Source organism: Nocardioides sp. (assembly GCF_025964975.1).
GTDB lineage: Bacteria > Actinomycetota > Actinomycetes > Propionibacteriales > Nocardioidaceae > Nocardioides.
The window spans coordinates 1-16,174 of record NZ_JAOPXV010000220.1 but is presented as its reverse complement, the minus strand read 5'-3'; the positions used below and the strand labels follow the sequence as shown (position 1 = coordinate 16,174).

At 68.4% G+C, this 16,174-nt stretch carries 17 protein-coding genes, 1 tRNA gene and 3 pseudogenes; 8 read left to right on the top strand and 13 right to left on the bottom strand.

Features of this window, described 5'->3' with window-relative positions; all coding sequences use genetic code 11:
* Positions 1-134 precede the first annotated feature (134 nt).
* Together JWN68_RS17745 and JWN68_RS17740 are read left to right on the top strand one after the other, a co-directional pair.
* Positions 135-758 carry an SAF domain-containing protein gene (locus tag JWN68_RS17745; RefSeq protein WP_297741406.1) on the top strand — a complete coding sequence of 208 codons (624 nt, stop codon included), beginning with the start codon at positions 135-137 and terminating at the stop codon, positions 756-758.
* 10 nt (positions 759-768) lie between these two features.
* Positions 769-1,113 carry an MscL family protein gene (locus JWN68_RS17740; protein WP_297741404.1) on the top strand — a complete coding sequence of 115 codons (345 nt, stop codon included), beginning with the start codon at positions 769-771 and terminating at the stop codon, positions 1,111-1,113.
* A 50-nt stretch (positions 1,114-1,163) separates the two neighbouring features.
* Here JWN68_RS17740 and JWN68_RS17735 read toward each other — a convergent pair whose 3' ends face one another.
* Genes JWN68_RS17735 through JWN68_RS17725 form a run of 3 tightly spaced genes read right to left on the bottom strand, consistent with a single transcriptional unit; the run spans position 1,164 to position 3,734 of the window.
* Positions 1,164-2,306, bottom strand: coding sequence for an LCP family protein (locus JWN68_RS17735; protein WP_297741402.1), 1,143 nt, complete (start codon positions 2,304-2,306; stop codon positions 1,164-1,166).
* A gap of 1 nt (position 2,307) precedes the next feature.
* Positions 2,308-2,499 carry a hypothetical protein gene (locus JWN68_RS17730; RefSeq protein ID WP_297741400.1) on the bottom strand — a complete coding sequence of 64 codons (192 nt, stop codon included), beginning with the start codon at positions 2,497-2,499 and terminating at the stop codon, positions 2,308-2,310.
* A complete protein-coding gene (locus JWN68_RS17725; RefSeq protein ID WP_297741398.1) occupies positions 2,496-3,734 on the bottom strand; it encodes an LCP family protein in 1,239 nt (412 codons plus the stop codon). The genes JWN68_RS17730 and JWN68_RS17725 overlap by 4 nt, the downstream gene beginning before the upstream one ends.
* Positions 3,735-3,905: 171 nt before the next feature.
* On the opposite strand from JWN68_RS17725, the gene JWN68_RS17720 reads away from it, so the two are divergent.
* Positions 3,906-5,429, top strand: coding sequence for a sulfatase-like hydrolase/transferase (locus JWN68_RS17720; protein WP_297741396.1), 1,524 nt, complete (start codon positions 3,906-3,908; stop codon positions 5,427-5,429).
* Here the strand turns inward: JWN68_RS17720 and JWN68_RS17715 are convergent.
* Entirely contained in the window at positions 5,426-5,809 is a 384-nt protein-coding gene (locus tag JWN68_RS17715; protein ID WP_297741410.1) for a DUF305 domain-containing protein, read from the bottom strand. The genes JWN68_RS17720 and JWN68_RS17715 overlap by 4 nt on opposite strands.
* A gap of 17 nt (positions 5,810-5,826) precedes the next feature.
* Positions 5,827-6,000: pseudogene (locus tag JWN68_RS19450) on the bottom strand (DUF305 domain-containing protein); the annotation flags it as partial.
* 32 nt (positions 6,001-6,032) lie between these two features.
* On the opposite strand from JWN68_RS19450, the pseudogene JWN68_RS19445 reads away from it, so the two are divergent.
* Positions 6,033-6,786, top strand: a pseudogene (locus JWN68_RS19445) (DUF4396 domain-containing protein).
* On the opposite strand, the gene JWN68_RS17705 reads toward JWN68_RS19445, so the two are convergent.
* The 7 genes from JWN68_RS17705 to JWN68_RS17675 form a co-directional block, all read right to left on the bottom strand.
* Entirely contained in the window at positions 6,771-7,514 is a 744-nt protein-coding gene (locus tag JWN68_RS17705; RefSeq protein ID WP_297741408.1) for an inositol monophosphatase family protein, read from the bottom strand. The pseudogene JWN68_RS19445 and the gene JWN68_RS17705 sit on opposite strands and share 16 nt — an antisense overlap.
* 44 nt (positions 7,515-7,558) lie before the next feature.
* The gene (locus tag JWN68_RS17700) at positions 7,559-8,809 is read right to left on the bottom strand and encodes a hypothetical protein (RefSeq protein ID WP_297741392.1); all 1,251 of its coding nucleotides are present in this window, start codon (positions 8,807-8,809) and stop codon (positions 7,559-7,561) included.
* 10 nt (positions 8,810-8,819) lie between these two features.
* Entirely contained in the window at positions 8,820-9,554 is a 735-nt protein-coding gene (locus tag JWN68_RS17695) for an HAD family phosphatase (protein WP_297741390.1), read from the bottom strand.
* A complete protein-coding gene (locus JWN68_RS17690) occupies positions 9,551-11,080 on the bottom strand; it encodes a mannitol dehydrogenase family protein (RefSeq protein WP_297741388.1) in 1,530 nt (509 codons plus the stop codon). Before JWN68_RS17690 ends, JWN68_RS17695 begins: the two co-directional genes overlap by 4 nt.
* A gap of 126 nt (positions 11,081-11,206) precedes the next feature.
* Positions 11,207-11,485 (bottom strand): hypothetical protein, encoded by a 279-nt coding sequence (locus JWN68_RS17685; RefSeq protein WP_297741386.1) that lies wholly within the window; start codon positions 11,483-11,485, stop codon positions 11,207-11,209.
* Positions 11,482-11,904, bottom strand: a complete 423-nt coding sequence (locus tag JWN68_RS17680) for a MerR family transcriptional regulator (protein ID WP_297741383.1) — start codon at positions 11,902-11,904, stop codon at positions 11,482-11,484. Before JWN68_RS17680 ends, JWN68_RS17685 begins: the two co-directional genes overlap by 4 nt.
* Positions 11,904-12,230 (bottom strand): hypothetical protein, encoded by a 327-nt coding sequence (locus JWN68_RS17675; protein WP_297741381.1) that lies wholly within the window; start codon positions 12,228-12,230, stop codon positions 11,904-11,906. Before JWN68_RS17675 ends, JWN68_RS17680 begins: the two co-directional genes overlap by 1 nt.
* 105 nt (positions 12,231-12,335) lie before the next feature.
* On the opposite strand from JWN68_RS17675, the gene JWN68_RS17670 reads away from it, so the two are divergent.
* Entirely contained in the window at positions 12,336-13,079 is a 744-nt protein-coding gene (locus JWN68_RS17670; protein ID WP_297741379.1) for an MIP/aquaporin family protein, read from the top strand.
* The gene (locus tag JWN68_RS17665; RefSeq protein WP_297741377.1) at positions 13,072-13,473 is read left to right on the top strand and encodes a hypothetical protein; all 402 of its coding nucleotides are present in this window, start codon (positions 13,072-13,074) and stop codon (positions 13,471-13,473) included. The genes JWN68_RS17670 and JWN68_RS17665 overlap by 8 nt, the downstream gene beginning before the upstream one ends.
* 494 nt (positions 13,474-13,967) lie before the next feature.
* Here the strand turns inward: JWN68_RS17665 and JWN68_RS17660 are convergent.
* Positions 13,968-15,246: pseudogene (locus JWN68_RS17660) on the bottom strand (IS256 family transposase).
* A 132-nt stretch (positions 15,247-15,378) separates the two neighbouring features.
* Here JWN68_RS17660 and JWN68_RS17655 point away from each other — a divergent pair.
* Positions 15,379-15,615, top strand: a complete 237-nt coding sequence (locus JWN68_RS17655) for a hypothetical protein (RefSeq protein WP_297741375.1) — start codon at positions 15,379-15,381, stop codon at positions 15,613-15,615.
* Between the two features lie 210 nt (positions 15,616-15,825).
* A tRNA-Arg gene (locus tag JWN68_RS17650) sits at positions 15,826-15,898 on the top strand.
* Positions 15,899-16,174: the final 276 nt, after the last annotated feature.

Sequence of the window (16,174 nt, the reverse complement as noted above, 5' to 3'; positions counted from 1 at the left end):
CACTACGACTTCGGCGCCCGCCAAGGCCTCCGGCCCGAGCCAGTCCTCGTCCACAGGTGCCTCGTCCAGCTGACCTGAACACCTCGCTGGGGACGACCCGTGCCAGGGCTCGCGCAGAGCCCTAGCGTCATCGGATGCGCACACCTCCTGCCGTACGCCGCAAGGCACGCGCCCTCCGCCGGCTCGTCCTGGCTCGCCGCCGACCACTCGCGGCGCTGCTCGTCGTGCTCGCAGTCTTCGCAGGGCTGCGCGCGACCGTCGGTCCTGCTCCCCCGACGGTCCAGGTCCCGGTGGCCGCCGCCGACCTCGCGGCCGGTGACCGGGTGGCACCCGAGGACGTGTCGATGGTCGCCTGGCCGGAGGCGCTGGCTCCGGTCGGGCTCGCGAGCTCACCGGTCGACGGGGTGCTCGCCGCCCCGGTGCGCCAGGGGGAGCCGATCACCGGTGTGCGGATGGTCGGTGCTGAGCTGGCCGCGGCTTTTCCGGACCTGACGGTGATGCCGCTGCGGCTCCCGGACCCGGCAGTGGTGGAGCTCCTCGAGGCAGGCGACCGGATCGACCTCAGCGCCGTCGACCCCGAGACGGGGGCCAGCGACGTGCTGGCTCTCGACGTGCTGGTGCTGGCGATCCCGCCTCCCGCTGCCGCCGACTCGAGCATCGCGGGCCGACTGATCGTCGCAGGCATCGATCCTTCCAGCGCCGAGCCGGTCGCCGCCTCCACCCTGAGGGATTTCATCACCGTGACCTACGCCCGCTAGCGTCGAAGCCATGACCGGTTTCAAGAACTTCCTCCTGCGGGGCAACCTCGTCGAGCTCGCTGTGGCAGTCATCATGGCCGCCGCCTTCGGTGCCATGGTCACCGCCCTCACCGCATGGCTGACCAGCCTCATCCCGGGCGCCGGCAACCTCTTTGCCGAGGCCGAGCTCGGCGAGCTCGGTTTCTTCCTCAACGCACTGATCGCCTTCGTGGTGCTCGCGACGATCGTCTACTTCCTCGTGGTCGTTCCCTACACCAAGGCGAAGGACCGCTTCTTCCCCACCGAGGCAGCGGGCACCCCCGCCGACGTCGCGCTTCTCGAGGAGATCCGCGACCTGCTGCGGGCCCGCAGCTGAGCGCACGCGCTACCCGAGGGCCAGGTGACCATCCGGTCACCCGTGGTCGGTCAGGTGCACAGACCGTTGGCCTCGGCCGCGGTCTCGTCAGGCGTGAGGGTCTCGGTGTCGGTGGGTGTCGGCGACGGCGTCCCTGGCCCGGGAGCCTCGGCCGCGTCGACCGCAGTGTCCGTCTGGCGTGACGACAGTGGCTCGTCGGCGATGACCTTCCTCCACAGCTGCTTCGCCTCCGGACGCCACAGCACACGGTACTCGGGGGTGTACTCCCACGGCACAGTGACGAACTGGACCTTGTCGAGGCCGATGTCCTGCAGCTGAAGACCGAGGCCGGCCAGGTCACGGATGCTCTCGAAGTCGAGCTTGACCGACTTCGTGGCGGCGTTGAGGAACCTCACAAGTCGGTCGGGGCGGGTCAGGGTCTCGGCGGACATGACCTTCTTGATCATCGCTGCCATGAAGGTCTGCTGACGCTTGATGCGACCGAGGTCCGACTGGTTGCCCACCGTCGAGCGGACGCGCACGTAGTCGAGCGCCTCGTCGCCACGAATCTCCCGCTCCCCTGCCGCGACGCTGATCCCGTGCTTGGGGTCCTCGATGTCCACAGGGACGCAGACCGGCACGCCGCCGACGGCGTCGACCATGTCCTTGAAGCCGTTGAAGTCGACGAGGACGTAGTTGTCGATGAAGACCCCTGTCGTGGCCTCCACCTGCCGGATCGTGCAGGCCGGACCGCCCACTGCAAAGGCGACGTTCCAGATCTCGGAGTCGCCGCCGGGGATCTCGTCGTCCTCGCCGCAATCGGGGCGTGTCACCAGCGAGTCACGCGGGATCGAGATGCCGTAAGCCCGCTCGCGGTCGGCCGAGAGGTGCAGGAGGAGAGTCATGTCGGAGCGCGCGCCATTGTCCGGGTCCTCGGTGTCGATCCCGTTGCCCTCCCCCTCGCGGCTGTCCGAGCCCATGACCAGGATGTTGAGGGCGCCCTCGGGTCCGCTCCGCTCGGGGCGATCGTTGCCGAGGGCCGGTGTGAGGTCTTCGACGTCGAGGTTGCCCTCGAGGTGCCGCACGAGGAACACCACCGAGAGAGCGGTCACCAGTGCCAGCACGAGGGTGCTGACGAGGATGACTTTCGCCACCGTGTGCTTGCCCGGGACCTCGGCCTTGCCCTTCGCCGCCACGCGCACCCCGCTGGTCACATCAACCGTGGTGGGGCGGGACCTGGTCGCGATACCACTCGTCGCCCTTGCCGGAAACCTCCGACGAGCGAGCAGTACGGTCGTCGCTGGTCTGCTCCGGCAGGACGTCCCCAAAGACGGCGGCGAGTCGCTTGCGGCGTACCCACTCGGGCTCGAGCTGCTGGCCCGACGTCGCGTCGTCGGGAGCGGTCATGCGCACACCCCGGGGACGGGATCCGCGGTCGGCTCCTCGGTGGGTGTCGCGGGCTCGAGCTCGCTCGGGCTCTCCGAGGGGGTGGTCGGGTCCGGCACGGGCGGCTCCGTGCCGGGATCAGGCTCTGGCTCGTTCGAGCTGGCCGGCGGCTTCGCCGTGATGGCGTCGCCGAGCAGCGCCTTGGGCAGCGGCTTGTCCTCGTTGAGCAGCCCCCACATGGTGTCGGCCTGCTCGGTCCAGTAGACGCTGCCCTTGAACTCCGACTCGAGGGGGAAGTAGGCCGTCGGGGCGGTCACGAACTTGACGTTCTCCAGGCCGATGTTCTGCAGCTGCATGGCGATCTTGCCGATACGGGTCACCGACCCCAGCTGCTCGTCGGTGGTCAGCGACTGGGTGGCTGCGTCGAGGAAACCCACCACGCGGTCGAGGCGGCTCAGGGTGCCGGCCGACTTGACCTTCCGGATCAGTGCCGCGATGAACGTCTGCTGGCGCTTGATACGGCTGATGTCGTTCTGCTGGATGACCTCGCCGACATACCGGGCACGGACGTAGTCCAGCGCCTCGTCCCCGGACAGGACGGAGGGATTGCCGGCCGGAACGAAGATGCCGTGCTTCGGGTCGTCGATGTCCTCGGGGACGCACACCGGCACGCCGTCGACAGCGTCGACCATGTCGCCGAACCCGTTGAAGTCCACCACCACGAAGTGCTCGACGCGGATGTCGGTCATGCTCTCCAGCTGCTCCACGGTGCACAGCGGCCCGCCATCCATGCTGTAGGCGGCGTTCCACTTGACGTCGGTGGCGGCAGGGCTGTCGCCGCATGCAGGCCGGTCGACGATCGAGTCGCGGGGGATGGAGATGGCGTAGGCGCGCTTCCGGTCAGCAGAGAGGTGGACCAGGATGGTGGTGTCCGAGCCACCACCGGATTCGTTGTCACCGACGACGTTGCAGCCCTCGCAGTCCCGGTTGTCGTCACCCATCACCAGGATGTCAAGGGGCTCTCCGTTGCCCTTGTAGACCTCCTCCGGGCGGTCGTCGCCCAGCGCGGTCTCCATGTCGACGGAGGTGATGTTTCCGTTGAGGTGGCGGACGAGGAACACCACTCCGAGACCGGTCACCAGCGCCAGCACGAGGGTGCTGAGCAGGACGACCTTGCCGACCGTGTGCTTGCGCGGGATCGCGGCCTTGCGCCTCGGCGCGGGTGCATCCGGGTTGGCGCTCGACACACCTGTCACGACCAGTTCCCAGCCTTCGTCATCGGACGCCCCAGGCGGGCGACGCCTCGCAACCTACGCGAACTGGCCAAATATCCACCCCAGCCGGGTCGGGGACAAATTCCTCGCCTCCGGCGTGATGAGGAAGGATGGGGGCGCTCCCCACCCCGGCAACCGAAGGTCTTTGTTCCCGTGCCCAACCCCCTCCGCCTCACCGTGACCGGCATGGTCGGTCTCGTCGTGCTTGCCGCGGTCGGAGCGCAGGCCGCCAGCGTGGAGCCGGACGCGGCGCCCAGCACGGTCGTCCGGACGTCGGAGACGACCCGGGTGGCGGCAGCGGATGCGCCGAACGTCGTGGTGTTCCTGACCGACGACATGCGCACCGACGACCTGGGCTATCTCCCCCACGTGCGCAACCTGCTGATGAAGCGCGGGATGACGTTCACCGATGCGCAGTCGCCGCACCCGCTGTGCTGCCCAGCCCGGGCCGAGCTTCTCTCAGGGCAGTACGCGCAGAACAACGGCGTGCACCACAATTCCGGGGCGTACGGCGGCTGGGAGGCCTTCGACCCGTCGTCGACCATCGCCACCTGGGCCGAGGACGCCGGCTACGCGACCGCGATCCACGGCAAGCACCTCAACCACTTCGACCCCGACGCACCGGCGGACCCGGGGTGGACGAACTTCGACATCCTGCTGGAGCCCGCGACGGACTACGAGGACTTCACATTCTTCGGCGGCGACTCCTTCTCCGACGACTACGTCACCACCCGCCTCGACGAACGCACCGTCGCCGACATCGACACGTGGGCGGGTCGTCGGCCGTTCATGATCTTCGCCAACCACGTCGCGCCGCACATCTGGTTCCCCGAGTCGGCCAAGGGAGACGGCGACGGCGACCGGGGTGGACGCCTCCCACCGGCCGAGCCGGCCTACGCCGATGCGCTCAAGGGACTCACGCCCAGGGCCTTCAAGGACCCCGCCTTCAACGAGGCCGACATGCGCGACAAGGAGTCGATCGTCAGCGGCCGACCGAAGCTGGCGGCACGCCCGCTGAAGCGGCTGAACCTCGCCCGCATCCGTTCGCTGCTCTCCGTCGACGAGGCGGTGGCGCACACCGTCGCCGCCCTCGAGCGCACCGGCGAGCTGGACGAGACCTACATCGTCTTCACCTCCGACAACGGTTACGCCCTCGGCGAGCACCGCTTCACCGGCAAGGACCGCCTCTCCGACGAGATCCTCGACGTTCCGCTGGTGATCCGGGGGCCCGGCATCCCTGCGGGCACCCGCTCCGCCCGGACCGTGTCGCTCATCGACCTCACTGCGACGCTCGCCCAGCTGATGTCGCTCACGCCCACCATGACCATCGACGGCGAGCACTTCGTCGCGACCCTGAGTGACCCGAAGGCATCCGGCCTCCGCGACACGTTGTTGGTGCAGACAGGCGCGAAGGACCCGAGCGTCAGGTTCCCCGGCTGGGCCTACCGCGGCGTGCTGACGCAGCGCTACTCCTATGCCCGGCGCATCAACAACGGGCCCACCGCCGGATTCCTGTACGACCGCCAGCACGATCCGCACGAGCTGGCGAACCTCCTGACCGATGAGCGCTATCGCGCCGTACGCCGCGAGCTCGAGCGTCGCTACCGTGTGCTGGCCGACTGTTCCGGCACCGGTTGCAACCGCGACTTCGGTCCGCTCCCCCGCCCCGCTCGCTAGCCGAGCAGCTCCTCCATGGTCTCGATCTCGGCGGTCTGGGACGAGATGATGTCGTCCGCGAGCTCGACGGCGGCCTCGAACCGGCCGTCCCGGGTCTGCGCCTCGGCCATCTCGACGGCACCTTCGTGGTGCTCGACCATCATCTCCAGCCACATCTCCTGGAACTCCTCGTCGGGCGCGTCCGCCAGGGCGGCCGTCTCCTCGGCGGACATCATGCCGGGCATGTCGGTGTCCATCCCCGCCATGGAGCCGTGCGCCTCGTCGTGACCGGCATTGGCCTGGTCGCGCACCGTCTCGGGGATCTCCTCGTCCCAGCCGATGAGCCAGTCGGTGAACGTCTCGATCTCCGGTGCCTGGGCTGCGCGGACCTGCTCGGCCAGGCCCTGCGCACATCAGGGTTGAGCGGACGCCCGAGGGTGAGGTCGACCATGGACAGCGCCTGGGCGTGGTGCTGGAGCATCTCCGAGGCGAACTCGACGTCTGCCTTGTTGTGCTCGGTCGCTGAGACCTCAGCACGACCCTTCGAGGCGCCTTCGTTGCCGCAGGCAACAGCACTGAGGGCCAGCGTCATCGCCAGCGTGGTCGCGCCCATGGCACGGGTTGATGGCTTGCGAGGCATGGAGTGCTCCCTTCCTGCCTCGAGACTACGGACGTAGCGGACACATACCCCCTGGGGGCATCATTGGGCAGGTGAGAACGTCACCCGTCACCGGTCGGACACATGTCCAGCACCGCGCACCAGCACGAGCACCACGCCACCTCAACGACTCGCGCTCGATGGCCCTGAGCGCCACCTTGCACTGCCTGACCGGTTGCGCCATCGGCAAGACCCTCGGCCTGATGATCGGCACGGCCATCGGGCTCGGCACCGGATGGACCGTCGCGCTGGCCGTCGGCCTCGCCTTCCTGTTCGGCTACAGCCTCTCGACGTTGCCGCTCCTCAAGGCGGGGCGTCGGTCTCGGGTCCGCGATCGCCGTGGTCTTCGCAGCCGACACCCTCTCCATCGCGACCATGGAGTTCGTGGACAACGCAGTGATGGCCGTCATCCCGGGGGCGATGGAGGCCGGCCCGGTCAACGCGGTCTTCTGGATCAGCATGATGGTCGCGCTGACGGCCGCCTTCTTCGCGGCCTACACCGTCAACCGCTACCTGCTGCAAAGGGGCAGGGGTCACGCCCCGACCCATGGCTATCACGGGGCAGCGGCTGCGGCGGGGCTACGGCGATTCCTCCCGACGTTCACCACCGCGACCCTGGTCGCCGCGATCGCCGCATTCATGCTGGGCGGACTCGTCGTGGCGAGCGCAGCGGAGATCGGGGACGCGGGCCAGACCGCGCCAGCTCATGAGTCCCGGTGATACACGCCGGCCAGCAGGTCGCGCAGGGGCTCCCAGAGCGCCTCGGGCGCAGCGAGCACGTCACCGCTCTCCGGCCAGCGGCCGCCACTCGGGCCATCGAGGTCACCGACGATGCCGCCCGCCTCCAGGACGAGCAGGACACCGGCGGCCCCGTCCCACGGCTGCAGCCCCGGGCTCCATACCGCGTCCGCGCGACCCGATGCAGCATGGGCCAGAGACGATGCCGCACTGCCGCCGCGCCGCAGGTCGCGCACCTCTCCCAGGAGGACGTCGACCATGGCTCCCGCTCGAGGATGCTGGTCGCGGCGCCCGAAGTTGATCTCGACGAGAGCCTGGTCCAACGTCGTCGTCGATGACAGCGAGGCCGGGCGGTCGTCGACCAGGGTCCCGCAGCCGCGGGTTGCCGACGACGTACGCCCGTAGGCCGGTTCGACCACTACGCCGGCGGCCACGCGCCCGTCCGGACCGAAGGCGGCCACTGACACGGCCCAGTCCGCTCGGCCGTAGAGGTAGCTGGTCGTGCCGTCGATCGGGTCGACGAGCCAGCTGACACCGGTCGTGCCCTGGTCGGTGCCGAGCTCCTCACCGCGGACGCAGTCGTCAGGGCGGTGCTGGCTGAGGACGCCGCGGATGACTTCCTCGGTCTCGAGATCAGCTCGGCTCACCAGGTCCCAGGGTCCCGCCTTCTCCTGCACGCTTCGCTCGGCGCCGCGCCGCTGCCACGACAGTGCGCAGTCCGCTCCGGCCCGGGCCGCGAGTTGCGCGACCCGGGTCAGCTCTGCGGCGTCGATGTCGTGCCTCTGGAGATGGACTTGTGCCTTGGCGCGGGCCTACGCAGGAACTGTCCGAGCGATGCGCGATCCTGACGGAGGTAGCACGCCTGCGCGACCGAGAGAGCGAGCCACGGCAGGCAGGCCCTGGTGGGGGTGTCGACGCCGGCGAGGGCCATCGCGCCGATCACGATCGGTAACACAACGGCGATCGCGACCTCTCGCCGAGACCCAGCCGCCAGGACCGAGGCACCGGCAAGGATCCCCAGGCCGACGCACATCACCAACGTCCCGCCGCTCGCGCCGGGGCCCGCCAGGAGCGCTCCGCAGGCGGCAGCGCCACCCGCCGCAACCACCCCTGCGACGTTCCAGGGAGCCGACCAGGCCGACCGCTGCTTCACGGGTTGCCAGTGCCCGAGATCATGCACCGAGGAGGGCACTTCGTCCGGCAGCCACGGTGCCAGCGCGAGCTGATGTTCTCGCGCCTGGTCGCGACGGGCGTACCACCGCAGCCGACGGCCCTCCAAGCGGGCGAACGCCGTCGCCTCAACGGCCCAGCGGCTGGTGATCCAGGCGATCCCGAACGCCCACCCGGTCAGCACGGCCATGGGCAGAAGGAGCCGTGAGCTCGTCAGGTCCACGGCCAGGCCTAGTCCCGTGACCACGCGGAGCGCGTAGCCAGCACCGATGACGATCCAGATGGCTACGATGCCAGCGGTGATCGGAGCAGGAGCCTTGTCGGAGCGACCTGTGCTGACGCTCCGCAGCGCCTCGTAGACCGCCGCCAGACCGAACACCCCCGCCGTGAGCAGGATCATGAAGACCCCGGTCCTGACGTCCAGTGCCCAGCACAGGGCGCACGCCAGCACGATCTTGGCCGCCGCCGTCGCTGCGCTCCAGGCGAACCTCGAGCGCCGGCGCTCCGGGGGGCCGGGAAGCCTTCCCCGATCGCCGCCGGGGTGGCGCTGGTCGGCGTCGAAACCTCGGATGTCGTTCCACTGGTAGCGGGCCTGGTAGACCAGCAGCTCGAGGGAGAACCAGACGACGACGGCTCTCAGGACGTCGACCTGTTCCGGGCGGCCGCGCGCTGCCATCCCGATGAGGAATCCGACGGGGAGGATGATCCACTTCACGATGTCGCCCGTGCGGGGCAGCGCGAGGTAGCTCGCAAGGGTGCGCGGCCGTGCTCCCGGGCCGGACTCCGGGCCGTGACGTCGCTCCGCTGCTCGCGTGGCGAGGTGGGTCGCGTTCACCGCTCCTCCCTCACCCTGTGAGCTGGGCGAGCAGGTCCGCCCAGGTGGTCGCGATGCGGGTCGCGCCGGCCTCGCGCAACCGAGCCGCCAGCTGGTCAGCCTCATCGGCAGGCGCGAAGTGCAGCAGACCCACCACGGGGAAGCCCGCTGCCACCGCGGCGCGCACGCCCACCTCGGAGTCCTCGATCGCCAGGGCTTGCGAACCGGTGACTCCCATGGCGTTTCCTGCCAGCTGATAGATCGCCGGATCGGGCTTGCTGATGGGCCGCGGGAGCGAGTCCTCGGCGCTGAAGAGGCGGCCGTCCTGGACGAACTGGGACAGACCCGTGGCGCTGAGGCAGGCATCCACCCGCTTCGAGGCGCTCGAGCTGACCACTGCGAAGGGGAAGGCGGCCGCCAGGAGCTGCACGGCTGCGCTCACCTCCGGATCCTCCGGCAGCACGCTGGCCAGGTGCGAGGTGACCTCGTCAGCTTCGATAGCAGTCCAGCGCTCCAGGGTCTCGGACGTGAGGTCGACGCCGTTCTCCGCGCACAGCCGCGGGACCGTGGCGCGGAAGTTCCGTCCGGTGTAGTCGCTGCGCAGCTCGTGGGCGGTGTAGCGACGATGCACGCCAAGCTCGTCGAGCAGGGCATTGACCACGTCCACCGACGCGTCGTAGGCGGGTCCCTCGGAGGGGAACAGGCATCCGTCTGCGTCGCAGAGGATGGCCCGCAGGCGCGGTTCGGTTCGTCGGGTCGCGATCACGAGATCAGATCAGCATGCGGTTCGGACGACATGCTGCGGCTCGTGAGCGGGGCCAGGATCGGCGCAGGCGTCCGCGCCAAGCGCTTCTGGACGGCGGACTCCACTCCATGCTCGAGGTCGCGTATGGCTCGGCGTACGTCCCACGACAGACCGACGTCGCTCCGGAGACCGTCCGTGACCCCCGGCACGTCGAGGAGCAGGGCAGGGTCCGGACCTCCACGCAGGGCGCGGTCCTGGAGGTCGTCGAGGTTGGCGTCCTGGATGTCGATGGCGCGCCCGTCGAGGTCCTTCCCGCGCAGGTAGCGGAACCAGCCCGCCAGGGCCAGGGTCAGGAGGGGAGCCTGCTGGCCCTGCTGGCGCGCCTCGACGAGGGACGGCAGGAGGTAGGCCGGCACCTTGGTGGAGCCTCGACGGCACAACCGCGAGAGGGGATCGCAGATCGTCTCGTTGCTCAGCCTGCGGAGCACCGACTCGATGTAGGCGTCGACCTCCATGTCCGCGACGGACGGGAGGAGCGGGGCGATCTCGGTGCGCATCATCTCGGCGAGGAAGGCACGCATCGTGGGGTCGGCGGCCACCTCGGCGGTCGTGCGGTGCCCTGCCAGCCACCCGAGGTAGGCCATTGCGGTGTGCGTACCGTTCAACAGCCTCGTCTTGATCAGCTTGTACGGCGCAACGTCGGCCACCACCTGGACGCCGGCGTCCTCGAGCGGGGGCCGACCCTGGGCGAAGGCATCCTCGACCACCCACTGGGTGAAGGGCTCGGTGGCGACCGGCGACCGGTCCTGCACACCGAAGGTCCTCGTCAGGTGCTGGCGTACGTCGTCGTCGGTTCCCGGCGTGATCCGGTCGACCATGCTGTTGGGGAAGCTGACGTTGTGCTCGATCCAGCGCGCCAAGGTCTCGTCGCGGAGCCGCGCGAAGGCCACCAACGCCGTCCGGGTCGTGTCACCGCTGGTCGCCAGGTTGTCGCAGGACAAGACGGTGAATCCGCCCAGGCCAGCCCGGCGACGGAATGCCAGCGCCTCGGTCAGGTAGCCGAACCAGGTGATGGGCAGGTGGGGACGACGGAGGTCCGCCAGCACCTCACGCGTGTCATCACGGAAGATTCCGTCCGAGTCGACGTTGTAGGCGTCACCAGTGATGGTCATCGTGACGATCCGGGTCCGAGGGTCGGCCAGGCGACCGATCACCCGGCCGGGGTCGTCTCCGGCGAACAGGTAGTCGCACATGGAGCCCACGACGCGGGCGTTCTCGCCGTGGGAATCCCGCTCGAGGACCGTGAACAGGTTGTCCTGACCGACCAGCGCATCACGCAGGGCGGGTGACCGCAGTCCCACCCCCACGACACCCCAGTCCGTCATTCCCGCTCGGGCCAGGTCGTCGAGGTACACCGCTTGGTGGGCCCGGTGAAAACCGCCGACTCCGAGGTGGACGATCGAGCGCGAGAGCAGTGAGCGGTCGTACAGGGGGACGTCCATGCGGCGGGCGACGAGCCCGAGAGTGGAGTCGGAAAGATGAAGCATGCGAGACCTCCGCGTCAACAAGACAGCGGGCCAGGGCTAGATCCGCACCTCCTTTCTACTTTGCAGTAGGCATCCGGCGCCTCATTCGTACGGGTGAAAAGTTCTGAACTTCGTGGTGCCGCCCGCCTATCTGCAGACCAGTCGTGGCGGGCGCCGGCTCGGTCCGTCGCGGGTGCGTCTGCGGGTCATGAACGCGCCCACGGTGATGGCGGCGACGACGATGGCAAAGGTGAGCCCCGCGAACGCGAAGGTTGCTCCGGTGGCGAGCGCGCCACTTCCGGCGATGCCGACGAGTGCCAGCACGGGTGGAGCACAGCAGACGGCGCAAGCAGCGACAGCGCCTCCCACCACGTAGCGACCGTTGGGCAAGCCCTGCTCGGTCGGGGCGATCAGGTTGTCGGTCATGGGTTGGTCCTTCCGACCTCGGCGAGGCTCACGAACGGAATGGGGCAGCAGTCGCTGCTGGCGCACTGGTGGAGGTCGTCGCATCCGGCATCGAGGGCGGCGACCAGGTTCTCGCGGATGGTCGCGAGGTCGGCCATGCGCTGGTCGACCTCGGCCAGCTTCTCCCTGGCACGGACCTGGAGACCGCTGCTGCGGCCTCGGCGGCGGCCGAGCTCCAGGAGGTCGGCCACCTCGTCGAGGGTGAACCCGAGCCGTTGGGCGGCCTTGATGACCCGGAGCGTGGTGACGGCGGCGTCGTCGTACAGGCGGTGTCCCCCATTGCTGCGGACGGGCGGAGTGATGAGACCGCGCCGCTCGTAGTAGCGCAGGGTCTCCTTGTTGACCCCGGCCGCGTCGGCGACCTGTCCCACCCGCAACATCACACCGCTCCTTCTGCAGTCGTGGCCGTGACGCCGGAGACCTCGCTCGCGCGAGCCGCCAGGGCGTCGAGGATGTCGCGTCGTGCTGGTGGCACCCTGATGGAGAGGTCGACGACGGTCTCGGTGCCGTCGACGATGAACGTGAAGAACGAGCAGCACGTCGACTCGCGCGTCGCCAGGTCCCTCACGCGGTCGTAGAGCCCGGTGTCGCCCCGCAACGTCATCCGCACCTCGCCCTCGACCGTGGTCAGTCGGGTCAGGCTGGAGACGAACAAGTCGTCGAACTCGACGAGGCGGAGTGGCCGTCGGAGGTCGGCATCGTGCACGCGTCGGTGGTCAACGGGTTGTCCATACGAAGACGGTAAACCCGGACCTGGGTCCCGATGGCAACACGCGTCGAGCAGACTGCATGCGTCCACTAGATTCCGACCGTGACAACAGCCCCCACTGTCGACCGCCACACCGTGTGGCGCAAAGCGTTCGCAGAGTTCCTTGGTAGCGCCCTGCTCGTGGCCACCGTGGTCGGGTCCGGCATCGCAGCCCAGGCCCTTTCGCCGGACGATGTGGGCCTCCAACTGCTGGAGAACAGCCTCGCCACCGGGGCGGTCCTGGTCGCGCTCATCCTCGCCCTGGGGCCGGTCTCGGCTGCGTTCAACCCCGTGGTCACCTTGGCGGAACGGGTTCTCGGTGCGGTCACCAACGGTGAAGCCGCGATCTTCATCTCGGCCCAGACCAGTGGTGCCTGTGTGGGCAGCGTGCTGGCGAACCTCATGTTCGACCTGGACGCCGTCACCATCTCCACCAAGGAGCGGTCCAGCGGTGGCCTGTGGCTCGCCGAGGTCGTCGCCACCTTCGGGCTCCTGCTCGTCGTCTTCGGTGTGGTCCGTTCGGGCCGCGACGCCCTGGCGCCCTTCGCCGTCGGCGGCTACATCACCGCCGCCTACTGGTTCACCTCATCAACCTCATTCGCCAACCCCGCCGTCACGATCGCGCGCACCCTCACCGACACCTTCGCTGGGATCGACCCCACGTCCGTCCTCGCCTTCATCGCCATGCAACTCGTCGGGGGCGCCCTGGCGGTCGGCGCAGTCCTGGCCCTGTACCCCAACGCTCGCGACCTCGCCGCCCACGTCGCAGATCTCAACACCACCGAGAGGGAACACGCCCATGACTAAACCCGTCGTCCTGTACGCCTGCGTCCACAACGGAGGCCGCAGTCTCGCCGCCAAGGTCCTTACCGAGCACTACGCCCAAGGAGCCATCGAAGTGCGCTCTGCAGGCTCCGAACCCGGCGCCTCCCTCAACTCCCACGTCGTCGCCGTCCTTGAAGAACGCGGCCTCTCCGTTGCTGGTGAAGCACCGAAACTGCTCACCTCCGAGACTGTCGAGACCTCCGACGTGGTCATCACCATGGGCTGCGGCGAAGAGTGCCCCTACTTCCCCGGCAAGCGCTACGAGGACTGGAAGCTCGATGACCCCAAGGGTCAGGACCCCGAAACGGTTCGACGGATCGTCGACGAAGTGGACGCCCGCGTCCAAGCCCTCGTCCAGGAACTGAGTGTCGTCTGAGTAGCCCGCGCAGGGGCCGCATTCGTCACATCAACCGCCTGCTGACAAAATGACAAGCGCCGGCGGAGCTTCGACTCGAACCTCCACACGGCTCGCCCCAGTATAGCGTGTTGATAACCCGCTAGCCCGCGTGAATCCGTGGTGCTCGTGACGACGATGAACAGATTGCGGGCATTTCGGAACAAGCCCCTACGTGCTGGCGGTGTCCAGCGAGCCGCACGAGGGGAAACTGCGGCATGGAATCCGACCTGTTGGCTGCCTTCCCCCGTGGCCTCGGCTCAGCAGTCCGCCAGGCCAGCGAGGGGCTGGGCACGCCGTCCCACCGGACGAGTGTGCGACTGGTGCAGGACAGTTACCAGCGACGCTGGGGCGACATTGGAGTCGCGGGCGAACAGTTGCGCATCCCGTACCGCCACTACCAGCCACCGACGCGCCGGGCTGCGTCCCGTGGAGTGGTGTAGATCGTCCGCGTGATTCTCTGCGGGGGGATCAGGCTATGCGCTCTGGACGGCGGGGGTCGTGGTCACCTCCTGGATCGGTGTCGTGTTGATCGCGAGGACGGTGGGTGCGGGCGGGGTGAGCTGGGCCATGGAGCCTTCGGAGAGGTAGCGGCGCTCGGCGACCTGCCACTCGTCGTGGGCCTCGATCAGCACACAGGCCGAGAGCCGGAGCAGGGCGGCGGCATTGGGGAAGATCCCCACGACATCGGTCCTGCGCTTCACCTCACGGTTCAATCGCTCCAACGGATTTGTGGACCAGATCTTGCGCCAGTGGGCCTCGGGGAAGTCGGCGAACGCGGTGATCTCCTCCTTCGCGTCGCGCAGCATCTCCGCGACCGCGGGGAGCTGTGGTTCGAGCATCACGGCGATGACCTCGACCTGCTCGCGCACGAGCTTGCCGGTGGTTGGGCGAAGACCGTGCGGATCGCGGCGGCGACCATGTCGGCGTGGCCCTTGGGGACCTTGGCGAGCACGTTGCGCATGAAGTGCACCCGACACCGCTGCCACGCGGCGCCGGCCATCGTCGCGTCGATGGCGTTCATCAGGCCGCGGTGGTGATCAGAGATGACCAACTGCACCCCGCCCAGGCCGCATTCGCGCAGGCCGCGCAGGAACTCGGTCCAGAAGTCGGTGGTTCCGGAGTCACCGACCGCACAGCCGAGCACCTCACGGCGTCCGTCCGCGGACACCCCGGTGGCGATCACCACCGCCTGAGAGGCCACCCGGTACCCCTTGCCGGACTTGTCACCGCCGATGCGGGCCTTGCAGTACGTCGCGTCGAGGAACACGTACGGGAACGCCTGGGCGGACAGGTCGCGGGTGTTGAACGCCGCGACCTCGACGTCGAGCTCGGCACAGATCCTCGAGACCTCCGACTTCGAGATCCCCGCTTCGGCGCCCATCGCGACGACCAGGTCGTCGACCTTCCTGGTCGAGACGCCGTGCACGTAGGCCTCCATCACGACCGCGTGCAGCGCCACGTCAATCCAGCGACGCGGGTGCAACAACGTGGGGAAGAACGACCCGGTGCGGGTCTTGGCGATCTTCACACTCAGGTCCCCCGAGGTCGTCGAGACCACCTTCGTCCGGGACCCGTTGCGTTGCGTGGTCCTGGTGTCGTTCTGCTCGTGCATGCCGGCACCGATGTGCTCGGTGGCCTCGGCATCGACCAGCGCTGCAGGATCGTGTGCAGCAGGGTGCGCATCAACTTGGAGTCATCGGCGGTGCGCATCGCCTCGGTCAATTCGAGCAGGGCAGACTGGTTCAGGGTCATCGCGTGGAACCTCTTTCGTGAGTTCTTTGGTCGGAATCTCACAAAGACTCACGCGGTGGCCCCCTTCCGTTGGCGACCGACACGGCCACCACGATCAGAAACCCGATCTACACCACTCGGCGGGACTCAATCATGACCGACTCCGACTTCAAGCGTGTCTACGGCTACCGGCCCGACGCCGAATCCGGCAACAAGGACATCGAAGAGGCATGGCACCTCAAGCGCATGCCTGCCTGGGGCTGGCACAACCAGTCACTCCGCATGCTCTTGCACGCCGGACAAGTCAACGCCGAAGCCTGGCGCATCCATCTCGAACGGCTCTGGGACCACGGCAACCTGACAACGCCACTCCCCACCGAAGCCGCCTAGCGCGATCACTTTTCGCGCCAAACGAAACAAGAGTCCACGTCACCCCGCGCCCTCCGGGCAGCGGGGCAAACGTGCTGCCCTAACCCAGAACCGGCCCCCGAGCACCGGCCCGGGCAGTCACGCTCAGGGGCCCGCGTTCGTCACATCTGCCGTCTGCTGACAAAATGACCACGCCAGTGCAGGTTTTCAACACGAATGTGCACACGGCCCGCCCCAGTAGCTCAGTGGATAGAGCAGCCGCCTCCTAAGCGAAAGGTCGCCAGTTCGACTCTGGCCTGGGGCACCGTGAGGTAGTAGCGCAACTCCGCATCACACAGTTGCGAAACTCCGATACACCCGTCAGATCGGGACGTTCGCGCCTGTTTGTGGCCTCGGTTGGGCCTTCCGTCCCCGTCGGGGCGGGTCTGCTGCACGGATAGGTGACAACTGACTTGTGGTGCCCGGAGGTGCCGCTGGAAGGATGTGCACCGTGCCGAAGCCCTATCCCAAGGAGTTCCGCGACGACGTTGTTCGCGTCGCGAGGAACCGTGAGCCTGGCGTCCACCTCAAGCAGATCGCT

Excerpts from the sequence above, each read along its gene's own strand:
- JWN68_RS17745 (WP_297741406.1), top strand. The coding sequence starts at position 135 with ATGCGCACACCTCCTGCCGTACGCCGCAAGGCACGCGCCCTCCGCCGG.
- JWN68_RS17740 (WP_297741404.1), top strand. The coding sequence starts at position 769 with ATGACCGGTTTCAAGAACTTCCTCCTGCGGGGCAACCTCGTCGAGCTC.
- JWN68_RS17730 (WP_297741400.1), bottom strand. The coding sequence starts at position 2,499 with ATGACCGCTCCCGACGACGCGACGTCGGGCCAGCAGCTCGAGCCCGAG.
- JWN68_RS17690 (WP_297741388.1), bottom strand. The coding sequence starts at position 11,080 with ATGCTTCATCTTTCCGACTCCACTCTCGGGCTCGTCGCCCGCCGCATG.
- JWN68_RS17685 (WP_297741386.1), bottom strand. The coding sequence starts at position 11,485 with ATGACCGACAACCTGATCGCCCCGACCGAGCAGGGCTTGCCCAACGGT.
- JWN68_RS17680 (WP_297741383.1), bottom strand. The coding sequence starts at position 11,904 with ATGTTGCGGGTGGGACAGGTCGCCGACGCGGCCGGGGTCAACAAGGAG.
- JWN68_RS17665 (WP_297741377.1), top strand. The coding sequence starts at position 13,072 with ATGACTAAACCCGTCGTCCTGTACGCCTGCGTCCACAACGGAGGCCGC.
- JWN68_RS17655 (WP_297741375.1), top strand. The coding sequence starts at position 15,379 with ATGACCGACTCCGACTTCAAGCGTGTCTACGGCTACCGGCCCGACGCC.